Raw genomic sequence first — 23,897 nt, forward strand, 5'->3', positions numbered from 1 at the left:
TCGCTCACGCGGTCGTCACGGGCATGCGGGACACCGAACGCAGCACGGGACTGCGCCGGTTTCGCACCACCGGGCCGGTGACGCGCAGATCCGGTAGCGACTCCAGCGCCACCTCCACCTGGAGCCGGATCAGCGGCGCCGCTAGTCCAAAGTGGACACTCCGGTCGAGCGCACCACCGGCGAGCACGACGACGTGGTCGTCGGCGGCGATCTCCGCTTCGCCGAGCTGAACCGCCTCGTGCGCGACGCGGCTCTCCAGTGCCACCGCAGGGGCGTTCCGATCACCGAGGACGGCGTTGCAGATCAGGCCGGGGACGATCTCGGCGGTGGTGACCGCGAGCAGCATCCCGGCGAGGCGGGTGTCCTCCGGCGCCGGTCCGGCCTGCTCCGCGGTGAGCGCGGCGAGGTGATCGGCGAAGACCTCGTGCAGGCCGTCGACCGCGTTCGCGGTGCGCAGCGCGTCGGCGGAGCGCTGCGGGCACAGCACGCTGTCCAGGGTTCGGCCGAGCCCGGCGAAGTGCGCGGGGAACCGCTCGTCGGTCAGCTCGAACAGATCGGTGAGCACCGCGACGGGCAACCGCCGCGCGAAGTCCGCGAGGTCGAAGCGCGGGCCCAGCTCGCTGAGCAGACGGCGCGCAACAGCCTGCACGCGAGCGCGGGCGTGGTCCCCAGTGACCGGCTCGATGATCCCCCGTACGCGCTCGTAGTCGGCGAAAGCGCGGAACAGCCCGGAGTTCTCCAGCGGGTGCACGTGCTGGCCGGGGTGCGTCCCATCGGCGCGGCGGAGCCCGAAGCGGGGGTCGGCCAGCACGTCAGCGCCCAGGGCCGGGTCAGCGATCACCCAGCTGCCGTCGTCCGCGCGGTGCACCGGGCCGCGCGCGCGAACCAGCTGCTCGGCGTTGTCGTCCATGCCGCGCAACAGCAACGCATAGGCGTCGCCGTGCTCGCCGGAGAACCAGTGCGCGGCGCGCGTGAAGTGCAGGCTCCTGCCCAACACTCGGTCGATAGTGGTCACAGCTCTCCTCCGAGCGCGTTCAGCCAGTCCTCGATCGTGCGGACGGCGACCTCCGCGTGCTCGCCGTTCATCGTGAAGTGATCGCCGGGCACGTCGGCGACGGTGTGCGCGCCGGGCCACTCCGCCCGCCAGTCACCGGGGCCGGTCCACTCCGCCATCGGCTCCGATGCCCGCAGCAACAGCACGGGTGCATTGGGGGGCAACGGTTTCCAGTCGCCGAGCAGCCTGCGGTAAGCGCCCATGGCGGTGAGTCGCGCGTCGTCGATCTCCACCGGCGCGTTGTCCAGCGCGTAGTCGGTGATCTCGCGCTGCCACACGTTCATCGCGCTCTGGTCGTTGGGCGGGAACACATCGATGGCGACGAGGCCCGCCGGTCCTCGGCCGAGCTGTTCCAGGTGCCGGGTCAGCTCGTGCGCCATGTTCGCGCCGCCGGAGTGTCCGAGCAGCACGAACGGCCCGTCCAGCGCGCTCAGCGCCTCTGCCTGAGCGTCGAGGACGGCCTCCAGGGTCGCGGGCAACGGCTCGTCCGGCACGAACCCCGGCTGAGGCAACGCCCAGACGTCGTGGTCACCGCGCGCGGCGTTGGCCAGCCTGGCGAACTCGTGCGGCCCGGCCATCGCGGCGGTGCCGCAGCAGAACACCAGGCTCGGACCTCGTGCACCTTCAGCCAGCCGCACCAGGTCGACGCGGTGCCCGGTGGTGAACCTCGGGCGGAAGCGGGCGAGGTCGCCCAGCACCGCGATGAACTCCTCGGCGGTGTCCTCCGCAACGGCCGTCCGGTACAGCGGCGCCAAGGTGCTCGTACGCTCGGGCGTGGATCGGGTCTTCAGGTGCTCGGCGAGTGCTCGCGCGTTGGAGTGCTCGAACACCAGGGTCGCCGGAAGGTCGAGCCCGGTCGCGGCCTTGAGCCGGTCGCGGAGCTCCACGGCGGTCAGCGAGTCGAAGCCCAGCTCCTGGAACTCCCGCTCTGCCGGAACGGGCTCCTCGTGACCGAGAACGGCGGCCACCGCCGTACGCACGAGCTGGTCCAGGTCCTTCGGAGCTTCTTGTACAGCAACGGTTTCCGCGACCACGGGCACGAGGTCTTCGATCAGTGGCCGAGCGCGCAACGCGGTGAAGCCCTTGGCGAAGCGAGGCCAGTTCACATCGGCGACGGCGATCGTGGTGTCATCGTGTTCGAGGGCCGTGCGCAGCTCGGCGAGAGCGTGCTCCGGGTCCATCGTGCCGAGCCCACGGCGGCGCAGGTATTCGCCGCCGTCGCCCGCGCCCATGCCGTCGCCGTCCCACAGCCCCCACGCCACCGACACGGCGTGCAGCCCGCGTGAACGGCGTTGCTGGGCGAGTGCGTCGAGGTAGGCGTTGGCGGCTCCGTAGGCACCTTGGCCGCCGCTGCCCCACACCCCGGAGGTGGACGAGAACAGCACGAACGTCGTGGCCGGGTCGTCGATCAGCGCGTCCAGGTGTTGTGCGCCTAGGGTCTTGGCTGCGAGTACGTCCGCGAACTCGGCTTCAGTCATCTCTTCGACCGGCGTGGCCTGCGCGATGCCCGCCGCGTGCACAACCGTCCTAAATGGACCGTGCTCGCGGATCACGGCGGCCAGCGCGTCCCGGTCGGTGACGTCGCACGCGACGACCGTGGTCTTGGTTCCGAGTTCGGGCGTGCCAGTACCGCTGCGGCTCAGCAGCACGACGTGCTCGACGCCGGACTTCGCGAGCCAGCGCGCGACGTGCTTGCCCAGCGCCCCGGTGCCGCCGGTGATCAACGCGGTGCCGCCCGGCGTCCATTCCCGGCCGCCACCGCGCACCCTTGCCCTCGCAAGGCGCCGGACCAAGATTCCCTTGGAGCGAATGGCGATCTGGTCCTCAGGCCCACCATTCGCGAGCACGTGCGCGAGTGCGTCCTCTCCCCCGGTCTCGGGGAGGTCGATGAGGCCGCCCCAGCGTTCGGGGTGTTCGAGGCCGACTGCCCGGCCCAGGCCCCAGACCTGCGCCTGGCCCGGGTCGGGCACCTCGCTCGCCGAGACCGCGACGGCACCCCGGGTCACGCACCACAGCGGCGTGGTGCTCCCCTTGAGCATTCGGACCAGCTCCAAGGTGCCCGCCGCATCCAGGGTCGAGACGATGCCCTTGGCCTCGGGGATTCCGCTCCCGAGATCGGCACGCGACACCACCGTCGCGCCAAGGCGTTCAGAGATCGCGTCGGGCTCGCCGACGACGATCCAGCCTTCGCCGGGCTCTGCGGCGGCAACGGTCAGCGGGCGCCAGGTGACCCGGTAACGCCAGTCCTCCACAGTGGACGTGCGAGTGCGGGACAGCCAGAAGCGCTTGTGCTGGAACGGGTAGGTCGGCAGGTCGACGCGGCGGGCTCCCGGCAGGAACGCGTCCCAGTCCACCTCGACACCGTGCGCGGCGGCGTGGCCGATGGCGGAGCGGATCGTCTCCAGTTCACCGCGCTCCCGGTGCAGCGTCGGCAGGAACACAGCGTCGGCGGTGCAGTCGCGGCCGAGTGCGGAGAGCGTGCCGTCCGGCCCCAGCTCGACGAAGACCGTGGCACCGCGTTCGCGCAGGTACTCGATCCCGGCTTGGAACCGCACCGCTTCGCGCACGTGCCGCACCCAGTAATCGGCGGTGTAGGCGGTGACGGGCTCGCCCGTGAGGTTCGAGACCACCGGGATGGCCGTTGCGGCATAGGAGATCTTCGATGCGACCCGGTGGAACTCGGCGAGCATCGGCTCCATAAGCGGGGAGTGAAACGCGTGGCTGACGCGGAGCCGCGTGGTCTTACGCCCGCGTGCCGCCAGTTCATCGGCCGCGCGCAGCACCGGGGCTTCGGCGCCGGAGAGCACGACCGAGCCGGGCGCGTTGATCGCCGCGATACCGACCTCGTCGCTCAGCAAGTCTTGGACTTCGGCTTCGGTGGCGCGGACCGACACCATCGCGCCGCCTTCGGGCAGCGCCTGCATCAGCTCAGCGCGGGCTTTGACCAGCGCGCACGCGTCGCGCAGCGACAGGGCTCCCGCGACGTGCGCGGCGGCGATCTCGCCGACCGAATGGCCCAGCAGCAGATCCGGCTTCAGCCCCCAGCTCCGCACGAGCCGGAACAGCGCGACCTCCAGCGCGAACAACGCCGGCTGCGCGTTGCCGGTCCGGTCCAGGTCGTCCTCCGACACCCGAAGGTGCCCGGCAACCTCGTCGAAGGCCGCCGCGAACACCGGGAACGACGCGTACAGCTCGCGCCCCATTCCGACGCGTTGGCTGCCTTGCCCGGCGAAGAGGAACGCCAGCTTGCCCGGCCTGGGCGAGAACGGGGTCAGCCGCCCCAGTCCTTCAGGCCCGAGCACCACGGCGCGGTGGCTGAGGCCGGAGCGCGTGGTGCCGAGCGAGTAGGCGACGTCCGCGTGCGGAGCAATGTCCACAATGGACGAAAGTTCACGGGCCTGTTGCTCCAACGCCTGCACGGATCGGCCGGAGAGCAACCACGGCGTCGGCCCGTTGATCTCGACGGCGGGCACGGTCTCCGGTTTGGCCGATTCGAGGATGATGTGCGCGTTGGTGCCGCTGATGCCGAACGACGAGACGGCGCACCGGCGTTCACCTGAAGGCCAGGGCTGCGCCTCGGTGAGCAGCCGCACCGCGCCACTGGACCAGTCGACGTGCGGCGTGGGCGCGTCCACGTGCAGGGTCCGCGGTAGTACTCCGTGCCGCATCGCCCACGCCATCTTGATCACGCCGCCGACGCCCGAGGCGGCTTGCGCGTGGCCGATGTTGGACTTCAGCGACCCCAGCCACAGCGGCTGGGTGCGGTCCTCGCCGTAGGTACCCAGTACCGCTTGGGCCTCGATCGGATCGCCCAACCGGGTCCCGGTGCCGTGCGCCTCCACAGCGTCCACATCGGACGGTTCGAGCCCGGCGTCGGCCAGCGCTGCCCTGATCACCCGCTGCTGCGCGGGTCCGCTCGGCGCGCTGAGCCCGTTGGACACGCCGTCCTGGTTGACCGCCGATCCTCGCACCACGGCCAAGATCTCGTGACCGTTGCGGCGCGCGTCCGACAGGCGTTCCAGCACGAGCACTCCGACGCCCTCGCCCCAACCTGTGCCGTCCGCCGACGCCGCGAAGGACCTGCACCGGCCATCGGCCGCCATGCCTCGCTGGCGGCTGAACTCGACGAAGGCGTCCGGCGTCGCCATGACCGCGACTCCACCGGCGAGGGCCATCGAGCACTCACCGGCGCGCAGAGCCCGCGCGGCGAGGTGCAGTGCCACCAACGACGACGAGCACGCGGTGTCGACGGTGAGCGAAGGCCCTTCCAGACCGTACACATAGGACAGACGACCGGAGAGCACCGCGGAGGCGTTGCCGGTCAACAGGAATCCGCCGAGTTCCTCGGGCACGTCCTCCGGCGGCGGTGCGTAGCCCTGGTAGGAGGCGCCGAGGAACACTCCGGTGCGGCTGCCCTTGACCGACAGCGGCGCGATCCCGGCGTGCTCGAACGCCTCCCAGGTGGTCTCCAGCAGTAGCCGCTGCTGCGGGTCCATCGCCAGAGCCTCACGCGGAGAGATCCCGAAGAACTCCGCGTCGAAACCCGCGACGTCGTCGAGGAATCCGCCCTCGCGGCAGTACGTGCGGCCCGGCGTTCCCGGCTCCGGGTGGTAGAGGCCGTCGACGTCCCAGCCCCGGTCGGCGGGCATGTCGCCCACCGCGTCCACACCGGCCGCGACCAGCTCCCACAGCCGCTCCGGCGACGTGACCCCGCCCGGGTAGCGGCAGCCGACGCCGATGATCGCGATCGGCTCGCGCGCCTCGGCGACGAGTCGCTGGTTGGCCTTGCGCAGCCGCTCGGTCTCCTTGGCCGAGACGCGCAGCGCTTCGAGCAGTTTCTCCTGGGACACGGCCATGATCAGGACTCCTCGGCGCCGTCGAGGACGAGCCGCACGAGCATGTCGGCGTCCATGTCGTCAATCTCGCTGTCATCGTCTGGCTCTTGCCCGTCGACGAGCCGCAGCAGCTCGGTGAGCAGGCCGGATTCCCGCAGCTTGGCCAGCGGGATGTTCGCCAGAGCCGCCCGCACCGCACGTTCCTCCGGGTCGGCGGGCTCGCCGTCGAAGTGGAACTCGCCCAGCACGAAGCGGGCCAGCGCCTCGGGCGTGGGGTGGTCGAACACGAGCGTCGTCGGCAGCTTCAGCCCGGTGGCCTCCGCGACGCGGTTGCGCAACTCCACGGCGGTCAGCGAGTCGAAGCCCAGCTCGCGCAACGGCCGGTCGGGCTCGACGGACTCCACACCCGAGTGCCCGAGCACCGCCGCGGCCTGCCGCCGCACCAGGTCCAGCACGAACGAGCGCCGATCATCCTCGGCCAGCGCGGCCACCTCCCCGGCGAGGTCGTTCTCCGCCACCTGCTCCTCAGCGGGTGCCTCAACCAAGCCTTCGATCAGCGGGCGCGGGCGGGCTGCGGTGAATCCGACCGCGAAGCGCGGCCAGTCCACGTCGGCGACGGACACGGTGGTCTCGTCGTGGTCCAGGGTCTGCTGGAGCGCGGCCAGCGCGTGCTCCGGGTCCATCACGCCGAGGCCGTGGCGGCGCAGGTAGTCCTCGCCCGCGCCCTCGCCCATCCCGCCGCCGCCCCACAACCCCCACGCCACGGACACCGCGTGCAGGCCGCGTGCCCGGCGGCGCACGGCGAGCGCGTCGAGGTGGGCGTTCGCGGCGGCGTAGGCGCCCTGGCCCCGGCTGCCCCACACGCCTCCGTTGGAGGAGAACAGCACGAAGGTCGTCGCGGGGTCGTCCAGCAGGGCGTCCAGGTGCTCGGCACCCGCGACCTTGCCCGCCACGACCGCCTCGAACCGTGCTAGGTCCAGTTCGTCCAATGTGGACGTCTGCGGCATTCCGGCCGTGTGCATGACTGCCGAGAACGGGCCGGCTTCGACCAAGCCGCTGACCGATGAGCGGTCGGCCAAGTCACAGGCCACGATGGTGACCTTGGCGCCCAGCTCGACCAGCTCAGCCTCCAGCTCGGCCGCTCCCGGCGCGGCGGGGCCACGGCGGCTGGCTAGGACCACGTGCTCAGCACCGGACTTCGCCAGCCAACGCGCGACGTGGCTGCCGATCGCGCCTGTGCCACCGGTGACCAGGACTGTCCCTTGTGGACTCCACGACCGCTCGGCCGCACCGATCGGCGCCCGGACGAGCCGCCTGCCGAAGGCACCTTCCGCGCGGATCTCGACCTGGTCCTCACCGCCGACGTCGCTCAATGCGGCCGCGAATCGCCGCTTGGCGTCGGCGTCGGCCACCTCGGGCACGTTCACCAGGCCGCCCCAGCGCTCCGGCTGCTCCAGGCCGACGACCCGGCCCATGCCCCAGATCTGCGCCTGTTCCGGGCTGGCGCGCTCAGTCAGGAACCACTGCGGCGCGTCCAGCTCGGCGTGCACCAGCTCCAACGTCGCCGCCACACCAACGGGAATCGACGGGTGCTCGGGGTGCGGCCGTTCGTCGGTGCCGAGCAGTGACAGCACTCCGGCGTAGGAGGCGCTGCGGTCGATGTCGGCGACCGTGGCCGCGCGGACCACATCCGCTCCGTGCTCGGTCAGGGCCGCGACCCACGGGTCACCGCCGTCACCGACCACGAGCCACGTTCCCGACAGCGAAGCCTCGCGCTCCGGCAACGGTTTCCAGTCGATCCGGTACCGCCAGCTGTCCACAATGGACTCCGGCGTGACGCCTTCCCACCATGGCGCCACCGCGTCGAGCCAGTAGCGCTGGCGTTGGAAGGCATAGGTCGGCAGCTCCACGCGACGCGCGTCCGGGAACAGCTTCGCCCAGTCCAGTCGCACTCCGCGCACGTGCGCTTCTGCCAGCGAGGTGAGGAAGCGCCGAGCGCCGCCGTCGTCCCTGCGAAGCGACCCGAAGGCCGACGCCGTGCTCTCCGTCGCGGAGATCGTCTCCTGAAGCGCCGGCACGAGCACAGGATGTGGGCTGCACTCGACGAACGCGCCGTGCCCGGAGGCGAGCAACGCCCGGACGGCGCCGTCGAACTCCACGGTCTGCCGGAGGTTGCGGTACCAGTACTCCGCGTCGCACAACGCAGTGTCGATCCGACCACCGTCCACAGTGGAGTAGAACGGGATCTCCGACGTACGAGGCGTGATCCCGGCGAGGGTGGTCAGCAAGGAGTCCCGGATGCTCTCCACCTGAGCGGAGTGGGAGGCGTAGTCCACGGGAATCCGCCGCGCGTGCACGCCATCGGCCTCGCACTCCGCGAGCAGTTCGTCTAAAGCACCAGGCTCCCCCGACACCACGACCACCGCAGGGCCGTTCACCGCGGCGACCGAGATCTTGGAACCGTGCTTCTCCAAGCGCGGCAACACCTCTGCCAAGGGCAGCGACACGGACACCATGCCGCCGTGCCCGGCGAGGGACCGCCGGATCTCGATGCTGCGCAGAGCAACGACCTTTGCCGCGTCCTCAAGGGACAGAGCACCCGCCACACAAGCAGCGGCGATCTCACCCTGGCTGTGGCCGATCACCGCAGCGGGCTCGACGCCGTAGGACCGCCACAGCTCGGCCAGCGACACCATGACCGCGAACAGCGCGGGCTGCACGATGTCCACGCGCTCCAACGGGCCGCGCAGCTCCTCGAACAGGTCCCAGTCCACGTAGGGACTCAGTGCCGAGGCGCATTCCGCCATGCGAGCCGCGAAAACCGGCTCATCCAACAGTGAAACGGCCATGCCGCTCCACTGCGAGCCCTGGCCGGGGAAGACGAACACGGGCTTGGCCGTAGCCCTCGCCACCCCACGCACGGCGGTGTCGAGGTCGGTCAGGCCACGGCGTGCTTCGTCGACGTCACGCGCCACAACGACAGCGCGGTGCGCGAACGTGGCGCGACCGGTGGCCAGCGAGAACCCGAGATCGTCGAGATTGTCCACTGTGGACGACAGCTGGAGTGCTTGAGCCGCCAACGCCTTGGGCGTGCGAGCGGAGACCGGGATCAGCCGATACCTGTCCGGCCGGTCGGCGACCTCGTGACGCTTCTCGGGAGCGGCTTCGAGGACGAGGTGCGCGTTGGTACCGGAGATCCCGAAGGCGGACACGGCGGCCCGGCGCGGGTTCTCCGACGGCCACGGCACCGACTCGGTCAGCAGCGACACGTTCCCCGCCGACCAGTCGATGTGCGGGGACGGTGTGTCCGCGTGCAAGGTGCGAGGCAGGACACCGCGCCGCATCGCCATGACCATCTTGATCACGCCAGCCACCCCAGCGGCGGCCTGCGTGTGGCCGATGTTCGACTTCACCGATCCCAGCCACAGCGCCGTGTCCCGGTCCTTGCCGTAGGTCGCCAGCACGGCGCGCGCTTCGATCGGATCACCCAGCTCGGTGCCGGTTCCGTGCGCTTCGACAACGTCCACTTCGGACGGGAGCAGCCGGGCGTCGGCGAGCGCGGCCTTGATCACCTTCTGCTGCGCGGCTCCGCTCGGCGCGGTCAGCCCGTTGGAGGCGCCGTCCTGGTTGACCGCGCTCCCCCGCACCACCGCGAGCACCGGGTGGCCGTTGCGCTCAGCGTCGGAAAGCCGCTCCAGCAGCACCATGCCGACACCCTCGCCCGGCCCAAACCCGTCGGCGGAGGCACCGAACGCCTTGCAGCGCCCGTCAGGTGCGAGCCCGCGCTGGCGGCTGAACTGAACGAACAGATCCGGCGCGGCCAGCACGGTCACGCCACCCGCCAACGCCAGCGAACTCTCGCCCACGCGCAGTGACCGCACAGCCAGGTGCAGCGCCACCAACGACGACGAGCACGCGGTGTCCACCGTGACCGCAGGGCCTTCCAGACCGAGCGCGTAGGACACGCGACCGGCGACCATGCTCACCACACCGCCGGTCAGCATCGCCGCTTCGAGCTCCGGCGAAGCCGTTCCCGCACCCGCCGCGTAGGCGTCGTGCCAGGCACCGGCGAACACGCCGACCTGCTCGCCGCGCACGGTGTCCGGGTTGATCCCGGCGTGCTCGAACGCCTCCCACGAGGTCTCCAGCAACAACCGCTGCTGCGGGTCCATCGCCAGAGCCTCACGCGGGGAAATCCCGAAGAACTCCGCGTCGAAACCCGCCACGTCATCGAGGAAACCGCCCTCGCGGCAGTACGTCGTGCCGGGGTGGTCGGGATCGGGGTGGTAGAGGCGTTCGGCGTTCCAGCCGCGGTCGGCGGGGATCGGCCCGACCGCGTCCACACCGGACTCCAGCAGCTCCCAGAACTCCTCGGGAGAAGCGACTCCGCCGGGGTAACGGCAGCTCATGCCGACGATCGCGATCGGCTCGGTGCCGCGCTCCTCGGCGACGCGCAGCCGCTCGCCGAGACTGTTGATCTCCGCCGTCGCCCGTCGCAGGTAGTCGCGGAGCTTGTCCTCTGCCGCGCTCATCCCGGTCACCGCCCCAGTTTCTGGTCGAGGAAGTCGAAGATCTCGTCGTCCGACGCTGTTCCGATGTCTGTCGTGGGCGTCTCTTCGTTGAGCGCCCGCCAGCGCGCCAGCAGGTCGGCCATGCGCGCGCCGACCTCGTCCTGGACCGCCGCGTCGAGCCGGTCGAAGCGCCCCAGGGACCGCTCCAGCCGGTCGATCTCGTCGAGCACCGGCTCGGTGGGCTCCGGCGCGATCTCCGCGCACAGGTGGGCCGCGAGGGCGGTCGGCGTCGGGTGGTCGAACACCAGCGTCGCGGGCAGTTTCAGGCCGGTGACCGCGTTCATCCGGTTGCGCAGCTCGACGGCGGTCAGCGAGTCGAAGCCCAGCTCGCGGAACGCGCGGTCGGGCTCGATGCTCGCCGCGCCTCCGTGGCCGAGCACGGTCGCTGCCTGGCCGAGCACCACCTCCAGCACGAGTTCGTGCTGCTCTTCGGCGGTATGCCCGGCCAGCCGCGCGGCCAAGTCCTCCGCCCCGGCCTCCGCCGCGCTGACCGCTCGCGTCGGCCCGGTCCGCACCAATCCGCGCAGCAGCGGCGCGACGGCCTTGGACCGTAGTGCGCCGAGGTCGAGCTTCATCGGCGCCAGCACAGGTTCGACGGCCGCGACTCCCGCGTCGAACAGCGCTGCGGCTTCCTCGGCGCTCATCGGCAGCTGTCCGCCCGCCGCCATCCGGCGCACCAGCTCCTCGTGATCGAGGTGCTTGGTCATGCCGCTGGCCTCCGACCACAGCCCCCACGCCAGCGCGGACGCGGGCAGGCCAACCTCGTTCCGCTTGCGCGCCAAGGCTTCCAGGTAGGCATTGGCCGCCGTGTAGTTGGCCTGCCCCGGGCTGCTGAACATCGAGGAGGCCGACGAGAACAGCACGAACGCGGCCAGGTCCTGATCGCGGGTCAGCTCGTGCAGGTTGAGCGCGGCGTCCACCTTGGGCCGCAGCACGGTGTCCACCCGCTGCGCGTCCAGTGCGCTGATCACGCCGTCATCCAGGACACCGGCGGCGTGCACCACGGCGGTGATCTTGCGCCCGGCGAGGACTTCGGCCAGCGCGTCCCGATCAGCGGCGTCACACGCGGCGACGGTGACCTTCGCGCCGAGCCCGACCAACTCCGCTTCAAGCTCCGGCGCCTTACCGGTGCGGCTCACCAGCAGCAGATCGCGAGCGCCGTGCTCCGCGACGAGGTGGCGGGCGATCGTGCCACCAGCGACGCCGGTGCCACCGGTGATCACCACGGTCGCCTCGGGGTCGATCGGCGCGGGCACGGTCAGCACGAGCTTGCCGATGTGCTTGGCCTGACTGAGGAAGCGCATCGCCACGGGGGCCTCGCGCACGTCCCACGCGCGGATCGGCAGCGGCTTCAGCACTCCGGCCTCGAACAACGCGACCAGCTCGCGCAGCATCTCCTGCGTGCGCTCCGGTCCCGCCTCCACCAGGTCGAACGCGCGGTAGGACACCTCGGGCAGGTCAGCGGCCTCGCGGATGTCGGTCTTGCCCATCTCGATGAACCGGCCACCTGGCCGCAGCAGCCGCAGCGACGCGTCGACGAACTCCCGCGCCAACGAGTTCAGCACGACGTCCACGCGGTCGAACTCGCGCTCGAAGTCCAGTGTCCGCGAGGAGGCGATGTGCTCGATCCCCTGCTGCCGCAAGGTGTCCCACTTGCCCTGGCTCGCGGTGCCGTAGACGGTCGCGCCCCAGTGCCGCGCGAGCTGCACGGCCGCCATGCCGACACCACCGGCCGCCGCGTGGATCAGCACCGACTCACCGGCCTTGAGGTCGGCGAGATCGCGCAGGCCGTAGTAGGCGGTGAGGAACACGGCGGGCACGGAGGCCGCTTCGGCGAAGCTCCACCCGGACGGCATCCGGACGACCATGTGGTGGTCGGCCACCGCGACCGGGCCGAACGAGCCGGGGAACATGCCCATCACGCGGTCACCGGGCGCCAGATCGGGCACGCCGGGGCCGACCTCGGTGATCACGCCCGCGCCCTCGGTGCCCATGATCGCGAGCCCCGGGTACATGCCGAGCGAGATCATCGCGTCCCGGAAGTTCACTCCGGCCGCGCGCACCGCGATGCGCACCTGCCCGTCCGCCAACGGTTCCGCGGCTTCGGGAGCCGGGATCAGCGAGAGCCCGTCGAGCGTCCCGCCACCGGCCTCCAGGCGCCACGGCCCCTCCGTGGGAGCGGTCAGGACGGTCGTGCCAGCTCGGGCCAGCCGCGGCGCGGTGATCACGCCATCGCGGGCCCTGACCTGCGGTTCCCCCGTGGAGAGCACAGCGGGCAGCACCGCGTCGTCGTCGATGTCGGCGAGCACGAACCGCCCGGGGTTCTCCGTCTGCGCGGACCGCACCAGGCCCCACACCGCCGCCGTGGCCGGATCGCTGGCGTCCCGGCTGACGAACACCATGCGGCCGTCGTGGTCCGTCAGGAACTCCTGCACCTGCTCCAGAGCGCGGTGAACGGCTTCGCGGACGGAGCCTCCAGCGGGCCAGTGCACCACGGTGGTGTCCGCCATGGAGTCAACCTCGGTGGCCTGCACCTCGGTCCATTCGAGCCGGAACAGAGAGTCCTTTGTGGACTGCCCGAGTGATCCGGCGTCCAAGGTCCGCACGGTCAGCGAGTCCACCGACAGCACCGGCTGACCGGCGCCGTCGACCGCGTGCAGGGCGACCGCGTCCGGTCCCGCCGAGCTGATCCGCACCCGCAGCGTGGTAGCTCCACTGGCGTGCAGGGTCACGCCCTGCCAGGAGAACGGCAGCCGGACCGCGCCGTCCTCTGGGAAGAACGAGCCGAAGCCCAGGCTCTGCACCGCCGCGTCGAGCAACGCCGGGTGCACGCCGAAGCCGTCGGGCTTGGCGGGCAGGCTGATCTCGGCGAAGACCTCGCCGTCACGCACCCATCCGGTCCGCACACCTCGGAACACCGGCCCGTAGCCGTAGCCCAGCGAGTCCAACCGCGCGTACAGCTCGTCGGCATCGACGCGAACGGCACCGGACGGCGGCCACTCTCCACTGTGGACAGCACTCGCTGGTTCCACTGCGAGGAAACCGCTGGCGTGCCTGGTGGTGTCCTCTCCGTCACGCGTGTGCAACGCGAACGGTCGACGGCCGGACTCATCGGCGCCGGAGACCACCAGCTGGAGGCTCACCGAACCGCGCTCCGGCACGACCAGGGGCACCTCAAGGGTCATCTCGTCCAGCCGACCGCAACCGACCTCATCGGCCGCGCGAATGGCCAGCTCGACGAAAGCCGTTCCCGGCAGGAGAACCGTGCCCGACAGGGCGTGATCGGCGAGCCACGGGTGTGTGCGCAGCGAGATCTTCCCCGTCAGCACAACGCTGTCGGAGTCCGGCAGCGTGAGCACGGCGCCCAGCAGCGGGTGATCAGCGGCGTCAAGGCCCGCCGTGCTCACATCACCGCTCAGTCCGGACGGGTCCAGCCAGAAGCGCTGGCGTTGGAAGGCGTAGGTGGGCAGGTCGACGCGCTGCGCTCCGGGGAACACCGCGTCGAAGTCGACATGGACGCCTTTGACGTGGGCCTGGCCGAGCGAGGTCAGGAAGCGCCGCATCCCGCCTTCTTCGCGGCGCAGCGTGCCCAGCGTCGCGGCCTGAGCTCCGGTGTCCTCGAAGGTCTCCTGCATGGAGGTCGCCAGCATCGGATGCGGGTTGCACTCCAGGAACACACCGTGCCCCTGCGCCAGCAACGCGCGCGTGGCCAGCTCGAACTCCACCGGCTCCCGCATGTTGCGGTACCAGTACGCGGCGGTCAGCCCGGCGGTGTCGAACAGCCCGCCGGTCACCGTCGAGTAGAACGGGATCTCCGAGGTGCGCGGCGAAACCGGGGCCAGCACGTCGTGCAGGTGGTCGTAGAACACGTCGACCTGCGCGGAGTGGCCCGCCGTGTCCACGCCGGGGATGGCGCGGGCGCGGATGCCTTCGGCTGTCAGCTCCTCGGTGATCTCCTTGAGCGCATCGGGATAGCCCGCGACCGTGGCGGAGTGCGGGCCGTTGACCGCCGCGACCGAGATGCGGTCGCCGAAGCGCTCGATCCGCTCGCGCACGGTGTCGGCGGGCAAGGCGATCGAGACCATGCCGCCCTGACCAGCGAGCTTCAGCCAAGCCTGGCTGCGCAGGGCCACGATCCGCGCGGCGTCCACAAGGGACAGACCGCCCGCGATGTGCGCGGCGGCGATCTCGCCCTGGCTGTGGCCGACCACGGCCGACGGGCGGACGCCGTGGGCGAGCCACATCCGCGCGAGCGAGACCATCATGGTGAACAGCACGGGCTGCACCACGTCGACCCGCTCCAGGCCGGGCGCGCCGCGCAGGACGTCGAGCACCGACCAGTCCAGGAACTCCGACAGCGCCTGCTCGCACTCCTGCGCCGAGGACCGGAAGACCTCCGACTCCTCCAGCAGCGCCTTGGCCATGTCCACCCACTGCGAGCCCTGGCCGGGGAAGACGAAGACGACGCGGTTGTCGCTCTGCGGCTGGCCGGTCAGCACACCCGCTTCGGGACGGCCTTCCGCCAGCGCGCGCAGACCGGCGAGCAGGGTTTCCTTGTCACCGCCGACGACGACCGCGCGCTGCTCCAACGCGGCTCGCTCGGTCGCAAGCGAGAAACCGATGTCCGCCAAGCTCTCCGGGCTGGAGTCCACAAAGGACGCCAGCTGGGCGGCTTGTGCCCTCAGGCCCTTCTCACCTCGGCCGGACAGCACCAGGAGGTGATCAGCGGCCGACTCGGTCCTCTCGGCGACGGGACGCGGAGGTCCGGCCTCCAGGATGATGTGGGCGTTGGTGCCCGCGATGCCGAAGGAGGACACGGCGCTGCGACGCGGGCGGTCCACCTCCGGCCAGTCGACGCGTTCGGTGAGCAGCGCGACCTCGCCCGAAGACCAGTCCACGTGCGGGGTCGGCGCGTCCACGTGCAGGGTCTGCGGCAGCACTCCGTGCCGCATCGCCATGATCATCTTGATCACCCCGGCCACGCCCGCCGCAGCCTGCGTGTGACCGATGTTGGACTTCAACGACCCCAGCCACAGCGGGTGCGCGCGGCCCCTGCCGTAGGTCGCCAGCACCGCCTGGGCCTCGATCGGGTCGCCGAGAACAGTGCCGGTGCCGTGCGCTTCGACAGCATCCACATCGGACGGTCGCAGTCCGGCGACGGCCAGCGCGCGGCGGATGACCCGCTGCTGCGAAGGGCCACTCGGGGCGGTGAGGCCGTTGGAGGCGCCGTCCTGGTTGACCGCGCTCCCCCGCACCACCGCGAGGATCGGGTGACCGCTGCGCTCCGCGTCGGACAGCCGCTGCACCAAGAGCACGCCGACGCCCTCGGAGAGGCCGACCCCGTCCGCGCCCTCGGCGAACGCCTTGGAGCGGCCGTCCGCCGACATCACGCGCTGCCGCGAGAACTCCACGAACATCTCCGGCGTGGACATCACCGTGACACCACCGGCCAGGGCCATGTCGCACTCGCCGCGCTGAAGTGCTTGCACGGCCATGTGCAGCGCCACCAACGACGACGAGCACGCAGTGTCCACAGTGGCCGCTGGGCCTTCGAGACCGAGCACGTAGGAGATGCGACCGGACACCGCGCTCGCCGAGTTGCCGGTGCCCATGTAGCCGTCGAAGTCCTCGGCCGAGCCCACGACGAGCGGCATGTAGTGCTGGCCGTTGACGCCCGCGAAGACTCCGGTCGACGAGCCGCGCAACCCGGTGGGGTCGATCCCGGCCCGCTCCAGGGCTTCCCAGGTCGCTTCGAGCAGCAGCCGTTGCTGCGGGTCCATCGCCAGTGCCTCGCGCGGGGAGATCCCGAAGAACGCCGCGTCGAAGTCAGCCGCCTCGTGCAGGAATCCGCCCGCGCGGACGTAGGTCTTGCCCTGCACACCGGGCTCGGGGTCGTAAAGGGAGTCGACGTCCCAACCCCGGTTCTCCGGCAGCGGGGTCACCGCGTCCACGCCGTTGACCACGAGGTCCCACAGCTGCTCCGGCGAGCTGACCCCGCCGGGGAAACGGCAGCCGATGCCCACGATCGCGATCGGTTCATCCGAAGTGGACAGTGCGGGTGCTTCCGTGCGCTCGGCCGCTCCGCGCACCTGCTCCAGCAGGAACTCCGCCAGCGCGACGGGCGTCGGGTAGTCGAAGATCAGCGTCGCCGGGAGCGTCAGCCCGGTCGCCGCGCCGAGCCGGTTGCGCAGCTCGACCGAGGCCAGCGAATCGAATCCCAGTTCCTTGAACGCCTTGGCCGCCTCAACTGCACCAGCGCTCTCATGACCGAGCACCGCAGCGACGTGCGCGCGGGTCAGGTCGAGCACGAAGGTGCGCTGATCGGCCTCGGCCACCTCAGCCAGCCGAGCCGCCAGCGCGGACCCCTGCCCGGGCGCGACAACCGGCTCAGGAAGCAGTTCTGACACCAGCGGGCGTGGGCGCGCGGCGGTGTAGCGGGGCAGGAACACGTCCCAGTCCACGTCGGCCACAACCAGATGGCCGGAGTCCGCGTCCACCGCACTCAGCGCGGATTCCGGCTCCATCGCCCGCAAACCACGACGCAGCAGGTCGTCCTCATCCACCCCAGCGCCACGCCACGGGCTCCACGCGACGACCCGCGTCGGAGCGCCGCGACGCGCGGCGAGGGCGTCGAGATAGGCGGTCCCGGCCGCGTAGCCGCCCTGCCCGATCCCGCCCCACACCCCGGAAACTGACGAGAAGACGACCATGGGCGTGTCCTCGGCCAGCCGCAGCATCTCCCCAGCTCGCCCGGACACGGCCGCAGCGAAGGTGCCGAGATCCGTCTCATCGAGTGGAGCCAGGCCGACCGGCGCGGGCGCGTGCACGATGAGGTCCGCAGGCCCTTCGGTGACCACGCGGTCGGCACCGTTGGACAGCAGCCACTCCGCCAGTTCCTCGTTGCCGCCGACGAGTTGCACGGTGCCCGTGGGACGCCAGGGGTTTCCCTTGTTCGGCGCGGGAACGAGGCGGCGGGAGAGCAGTCCTGCCCCGCGCACGACGACCTGGTCCTCCGCGCCCGCGAGCGCCGAGACCAGCAGCGAGCCGACCCGCTCGTCGCGCTGTTCGGGCAGGTCGATCATGCCGCCCCAGTGCTCCGGCAGCTCCAGGCCGACGACCTGGCCGAGCCCCCACAGCTGAGCTTGCGCCGGGTTGGTCACACGCTCGACCGCGCCACTGGTGACGCACCACAGCGGTGCCCGAAGGCCGCTCTTGACCAGGGCCAACACGCCCGCGGCACCGCTCGTCACCTCGGGGTGCTCCGGGTGCGGGGTGTCGTCGAGCCCGTGCAGCGACAGCACTCCGGCGATCTCGCCCTCAGCATCCGCAGGGACAACCTCCGCCCCGTGCGCGGTGAGCGTGTCGGCGAACCAGCCGTCGTCCTCGCCCAGCACGATCCACCGTCCACTGAGGACAGCGGCGGCCGGAGTGACCGGCTTCCAATCGATCCGGTAGCGCCGACTGTCCACACCGGACACGTGGCGCGCCTGCTCCAGCCAGAAGTGCTGGTGCTGGAAAGCGTAGGTCGGCAGGTCGATCCACCGCCCGCGCACTGCCTTCGACCAGTCCACGTCGATGCCGTGCACGTGCGCCTCACCGAGCGAGGTCAGGAAGCGCCGCCGACCGCCGTCATCACGCCGCAGCGAGCCCACCGCGAAACCGCCGGTCTCCTGGATCGCCGGAACCAGAACCGGATGCGGACTGGTCTCCACGAATGCCGTGAGGCCGGCGGCGATGAGAGCGCGCACGGTGTCCTCGAACAGCACCGGCTGCCGCAGGTTGCGGTACCAGTACTCCGCATCCAGCGTCGCGGTATCGATCCGCGAGCCAGTCACCGTGGAGTAGAACGGAATCTCCGACGCACGCGGCGTGATACCAGCCAAGGCGCTCAACAAGCGGCCCTGGATCGCCTCCACATGCACCGAGTGCGAGGCGTAGTCCACCGGAATCCGCCGAACCCGAACGCCCTCGCACAACGCAGCCAGCGCATCCAACCCCGCAGGATCACCCGACACCACAGTCGAAGCGGGCCCATTCACCGCCGCAACCGAAACACCTTGCGGCAAAAGCACTTCAACTTCAGCCACAGGCAGGGCAACGGACATCATTCCGCCACGACCAGCCAGGTCCTGCGCAATGGCCAAACTCCGCAGAGCAACAACCTTCGCGGCGTCTTCAAGGGACAGAGCGCCAGCCACACACGCAGCCGCGATCTCTCCCTGAGAATGACCGATCACGGCAGCAGGCGAAACCCCGTAAGACCGCCACAGCTCGGCCAGCGACACGAGCACCGCGAACAACACCGGCTGTACAACGTCCACCCGCTCCAGCGGACCGCGCAGCTCCTCGAACAAATCCCACTCAACATGCGGACGCAGAGCCGCAGCGCACTCAGCCATCCGAGAAGCGAAGACCGGCTCATCCAACAGCGAAACGGCCATACCGCTCCACTGCGACCCCTGACCGGGGAACACGAACACCGGTCGATCGACTCGCACAGCCCCGGTGACCACGGTCGAATCGGGCAGTCCGTCAGCCAGTGCACGAAGGCCGCGCAGCAGCTCGTCCCGGTCGGCCCCGACAACGACGGCGCGGTTCTCCAACTGAGCCCGCCCGGTGGCGAGCGAGAACGCGACATCCGACAGATCAGCCGACGAGACCAGCTCCAGCAGACGGGAAGCCTGATCCCGCAATGCCTTCTCGGACCGACCCGACAACAGCAGCGGAATCTCACCGCGCACGGCCTCGACCGCAGGCAGGGAGGTGGGCGCGGGAGCCTCGACGACGACGTGCGCGTTGGTTCCGGAGATCCCGAAGGACGAGACCGCCGCCCGGCGCGGGCGATCACCCGAAGGCCAGGGCTGTGCCTCGGTGAGCAGCCGCACCGCGCCGCTCGACCAGTCGACGTGCGGCGTCGGCGCGTCCACGTGCAGCGTGCGCGGCAGAACTCCCTGCCGCATAGCCATGATCATCTTGATCACGCCCGCCACACCGGCAGCCGCCTGCGTGTGGCCGACGTTGGACTTCAACGACCCCAGCCACAACGGCTCAGCACGATCCTTGCCGTAGGTGGCGAGCAGAGCGGCGGCCTCGATGGGATCGCCGAGATCGGTCCCCGTGCCGTGCGCTTCCACAGCGTCCACGTCGGCGTAGGTCAGCCCCGCGCTCGCGAGGGCCGCGTCGATCACGCGCTCCTGCGAAGGGCCGTTCGGCGCGGTGAGGCCGTTGGAGGCGCCGTCCTGGTTGACCGCGCTCCCCCGGATCACCGCGAGGATCGGGTGGCCGTTGCGCTCCGCGTCGGACAGGCGCTCCACCAGCAGCACGCCGACACCCTCGGAGAAGCCGACCCCGTCCGCCGAGGCCGCGAAGGCCCGCGAACGACCGTCCGGCGACAGCGCGCGCTGGCGGCTCATCTCGATGATGCCGCCGAGCGTGGACATCACCGTGACACCACCGGCGAGCGCCATCTCGCACTCGCCGCGCTGAAGTGCCTGGATCGCCATGTGCAACGCCACCAACGACGACGAGCACGCCGTGTCGACGGTGACCGCGGGACCTTCAAGGCCGAGCACGTAGGCGACGCGGCCGGACAGCACGCTGCCCGAAGTGCCGGTGCCGAGGTAGCCGCCGAAGTCCTCCTGCACGCTGTCCAGCGCGGGCGCGTAGTCGTGGTACATCGCCCCCGCGAACACCCCGGTCCTGCTGCCGCGCAAGGAATGCGGGTCGATACCCGCGCGCTCGACGGCCTCCCACGAGGTCTCCAGCAACAGGCGCTGCTGCGGGTCCATCGCCAGGGCTTCCCTCGGCGAGATCTCGAAGAACGCCGGGTCGAACAGCGCGGCCTCGTGCAGGAAGGAACCCTCGCGCACGTAGGCCTTCCCGGGCGTCCCCGGCTCGGGGTGGTAGCTGCCCGCCACGTCCCAGCCACGGTCGGACGGCAGCGGCCCCGCCGCGTCCACGCCGTCCTCCACCAGGCGCCACAGGTCCTCCGGCGAAGCGACCCCGCCGGGCAGGCGGCAGCCCATGCCGACGACGGCGATCGGCTCGCGCTGGCTGTCCTCCACCTCGCGCAGACGCTCGCGCGTCTCCTTCAGCTCCGCGAGAGCACGTTTGAAGTACTCGCGGAGCTTCGTCTCGGTGTCGTGGTCGGCCACGTGCGCTGGTCCTTCCGAAGTCTCAGGGCAGGGACAGGTCGTTGTCGAACATCTGGAACAGCTCGTCGTCGCTGGCACCGTCGAGATCCCCGGTCGCCGGGTTCTCCGACAGCGCCGCCAGCAAGGCGCGCAGCCGCGCGGCGAGCCGGTCCTTCTCATCCGGGGTCAGGTCGGGGAGCCGCGCCTCCAGCTCCGCGAGCCCAGATGTGTCCACAGTGGACATATGGGAGCGGAGGAAGTCCGCGACCCGTTGCGGGGTCGGGTGGTCGAAGACCAGCATCGCGGGCAGGGTCAGCCCGGCCGCCGCGCCGAGCCGATTCCGCAGCTCCACCGCGCTCAGCGAGTCGAAGCCCAGCTCCTTGAACGGCCGCTGCGCCCGGACGGCGTCTGCGCTGGAGTGCCCGAGCACCGCCGCCGCGTGCTCGCGAACCGTCTCCAGCAGCACCCGGTCCCGCTCAGCCGAATCCAGCCCGGCCAACCGCCGCGCGAGCGATTCGACCGCAACCTCCACAGTGGACTGCGGAACGAGCCCGTGCAGCACTGCGGGCACGTCCGAACGAGAGCGCAACGCGGCGAGGTCGAACCGCACCGGCACCACGACCGCGCCGTCCGTGGCCATGGCCGCGTCGAAGACCTCCAACGGCGACTCCAACGCCACCAGGCCGGTCCGCGCCGCGTCGACGCCGGCCCCCATGCCTTCCGCCCACAAACCCCAGGCCAGCGACTTGGTCGGCTTGCCAGCGGCGGCCCTGCGCTCGGCGAAGGCGTCGAGGAACGCGTTGGCCGCCGAGTACGCGGCCTGCCCGGCACCGCCGAGCACACCGGCCGCCGAGGAGAACAGCACCAGCTCGACGTTGTCGCCGCACACCTCGTCGAGAGCCAACGCGCCCTCCACCTTGGGCCGCAGCACTGCCGCCAGCCGCTCCGGCGTCAGCCCGCTCAACACGCCGTCGTCGAGCACTCCCGCCGCGTGCACAACAGTGCTGACCTCGTGCTGCGCAAGCACTTCGCGGAGCGCTTCGCGGTCGGTCACGTCGCATGCCACAGCCGTGACGGCGGCGTCCAAGTCCACTGTGGAGCCGCTGCGGCTGACCAGCACGAGCCGTCGCACGCCGTGCGCGGTGACAAGGTGTGCGGCGATCCGCTTGGCCAGCGCCCCCGACCCGCCGGTGATCATGACCGTCCCGTCCCACGTCCGCGACCGCGAACCGGGCTTCACGGGCACCAGGCGTGGCACGCTGACCACCCCACCGCGCACCGTGAACTGCGGTTCTCCGTGCCCGAGCGCTGTCGGCAACATCGCGACATCGTCCACGTCAGCGAGCACGAACCGGCCCGGGTGCTCAGCCTGCGCCGAGCGCACAAGGCCCCACACCGCTCCGTTCGAGCTGACCACGACGAGCTTCGCCGGACGATCCCAACCCTGGATCAGCTCAAGGGCCGCAGTCACATCGTCGACTTCGGCGTGGACGAACTCCCTGTCAGGCGCGGGCGAGCCGGTCAACGGCTGCCACTCCAGCCGATACAGCGGCGCGGCGAGCCCGGCGGTGTCCAACGGCCGCAACGTCAGCGAGTCGGCCGAGAACACCGGCTGCCCGCTGGCATCCGTCGCGGAGATCGAGAACGCGTCCTCGCCGACCTTGGTCACCCGAACCCGCAGCTCACGCGCTCCGGAGGCATGCAACTGCACGCCCTCCCACGCGAACGGCACCCCGTCAGCACCGGCGAGGGAGATCACGTGCAACGCGGCGTCGAGCAGCGCGGGGTGCACGCCGAATCCTTGAACCGCGAGCCCTTCCGGCAGCTCGACCTCGGCGAAGAACGAGTCCCCGCGCTGTTCGGCCGCGCGCACGCCTTGGAAGGCCGGGCCGTAGGCGATCCCAGCGTTCGAGGCGTACCAGTCCGGGCGCGGAGTCAGCCTCGACGGCCAATCACCCGCGAAGTCCGCGGAGGACTGTCCACTCAGGACAGCAGTGGCGTTCCTGACCCACTCCCGCTCCACCCGCGAGTGCACCGTCACGGCGTCCCCGTCGACCCGAACCTGGATCTCGGCGGGCAACACCACCGGCGCGGTCAGCGTGAGTTCAGCGATCCGAGGCAGGCCGACTCGTGCTCCCGCGTGCGCGACGAGGTCGACCAGCGCGGTTCCCGGCAGCAGCACCGTGTCCAGCACGCTGTGATCGGCCAACCACCCGGTCGCAGGCAGCTTCGCCGTCCACACGAGACCGCCGTTCTCCGGCAGCTCGACCTCGGCGCCGAGCAACGGGTGAGCGGCCCGCTCCAGACCGGCCGAGGACAGGTCAGCGCTCGCGGTGGAGCCCTCCAGCCAGTAACGGCGGCGTTGGAACGGATACGTCGGCAGGTCGATCCGGCGGGCGCCGTCGAAGAACTGCTCCCACCGCACGGAGAACCCGCGCACGTGCACTCCGGCCAGCCCGGCGAGAAACGCCTGGTGCTCGTCCTTGCTCTTGCGCAGCAACGGGATGAAGACCGCGTCAACGCAGTCTTGGCCCATCGCGGAGAGCACGCCGTCCGGCCCCAGCTCGACGAACGTGCGCGCTCCGGCCGAGCGCACCGCGTCCAGGAAACGCACCGGCTGACGAACGTGGCGCACCCAGTAGTCGGCGGTGGTGATCTCCGCACCGGACACCACGGGAATCGTCGGCGGCGAGTAGGTGATGCGCTCGGCCACGGCGCGGAAGGACTCCAGCATCGGGTCCATCAGCGGTGAGTGGAACGCGTGGCTGACCGTGAGCTGCTTCGTCTTGTGCCCGCGCTCGGCCAGCTCCGCCGCGATCGCCGCGACCGCGGCGGCGTTCCCGGAGATCACCGTGGATTCCGGGCCGTTGATCGCCGCGATCGACACGGCGTCGCCGAGCAGCGGCAACACCTCGTCCTCGGAGGCGCGCACCGACACCATCGCGCCGCGCTCGGGCAGCTCCTGCATCAACCGTCCCCTGGCCGCGACCAGCGCGCACGCGTCGGCCAGGGAGAACACCCCGGCGACGTGCGCGGCGGCCAGCTCGCCGACGGAGTGCCCGAGCACCACCTCCGGGCGCACGCCGAACGAGGTGATCAGCTTGAACAGGGCCACTTCCAGGGCGAACAGCGCGGGCTGCGCGTAGCCGGTCTCATCGAGGGCGCTGCTCTCCAGCACCTCGCGCAGCGGCCGGTCGAGGTGCCGGTCCAGCTCCGTGATCACCTCGTCATAGGCTGCGGCGAACACCGGGTGGTGGGCGGCCAGGTCGAGCCCCATCCGCGCGCGCTGGCTGCCCTGCCCGGT

The 23,897-nt window shown here is 70.9% G+C and carries 4 protein-coding genes and 1 pseudogene; all 5 read right to left on the reverse strand.

From position 1 onward, the window contains the following. Window positions 1–4: 4 nt before the first annotated feature. On the reverse strand, window positions 5–1,015 hold the full coding sequence (locus CCN37_RS15690) for a hypothetical protein (RefSeq protein WP_086821513.1): 1,011 nt from the start codon (window positions 1,013–1,015) through the stop codon (window positions 5–7). Then, window positions 1,012–5,904, reverse strand: a complete 4,893-nt coding sequence (locus tag CCN37_RS15695; protein WP_371504269.1) for an SDR family NAD(P)-dependent oxidoreductase — start codon at window positions 5,902–5,904, stop codon at window positions 1,012–1,014. The genes CCN37_RS15690 and CCN37_RS15695 overlap by 4 nt, the downstream gene beginning before the upstream one ends. 8 nt (window positions 5,905–5,912) lie before the next feature. Beyond that, window positions 5,913–10,430 (reverse strand): SDR family NAD(P)-dependent oxidoreductase, encoded by a 4,518-nt coding sequence (locus CCN37_RS15700; protein ID WP_371504266.1) that lies wholly within the window; start codon window positions 10,428–10,430, stop codon window positions 5,913–5,915. Then, window positions 10,427–20,596 (reverse strand): annotated as a pseudogene (locus tag CCN37_RS41535) (SDR family NAD(P)-dependent oxidoreductase); the annotation flags it as partial. The gene CCN37_RS15700 and the pseudogene CCN37_RS41535, both read right to left, overlap by 4 nt. A gap of 40 nt (window positions 20,597–20,636) precedes the next feature. Next, window positions 20,637–23,897 (reverse strand): type I polyketide synthase (locus tag CCN37_RS40890; RefSeq protein WP_143261622.1); only part of this gene is annotated, 3,261 nt, incomplete at its 5' end.

The organism is Allokutzneria sp. NRRL B-24872 (assembly GCF_002155965.1).
Taxonomy (GTDB): Bacteria; Actinomycetota; Actinomycetes; order Mycobacteriales; family Pseudonocardiaceae; genus Allokutzneria.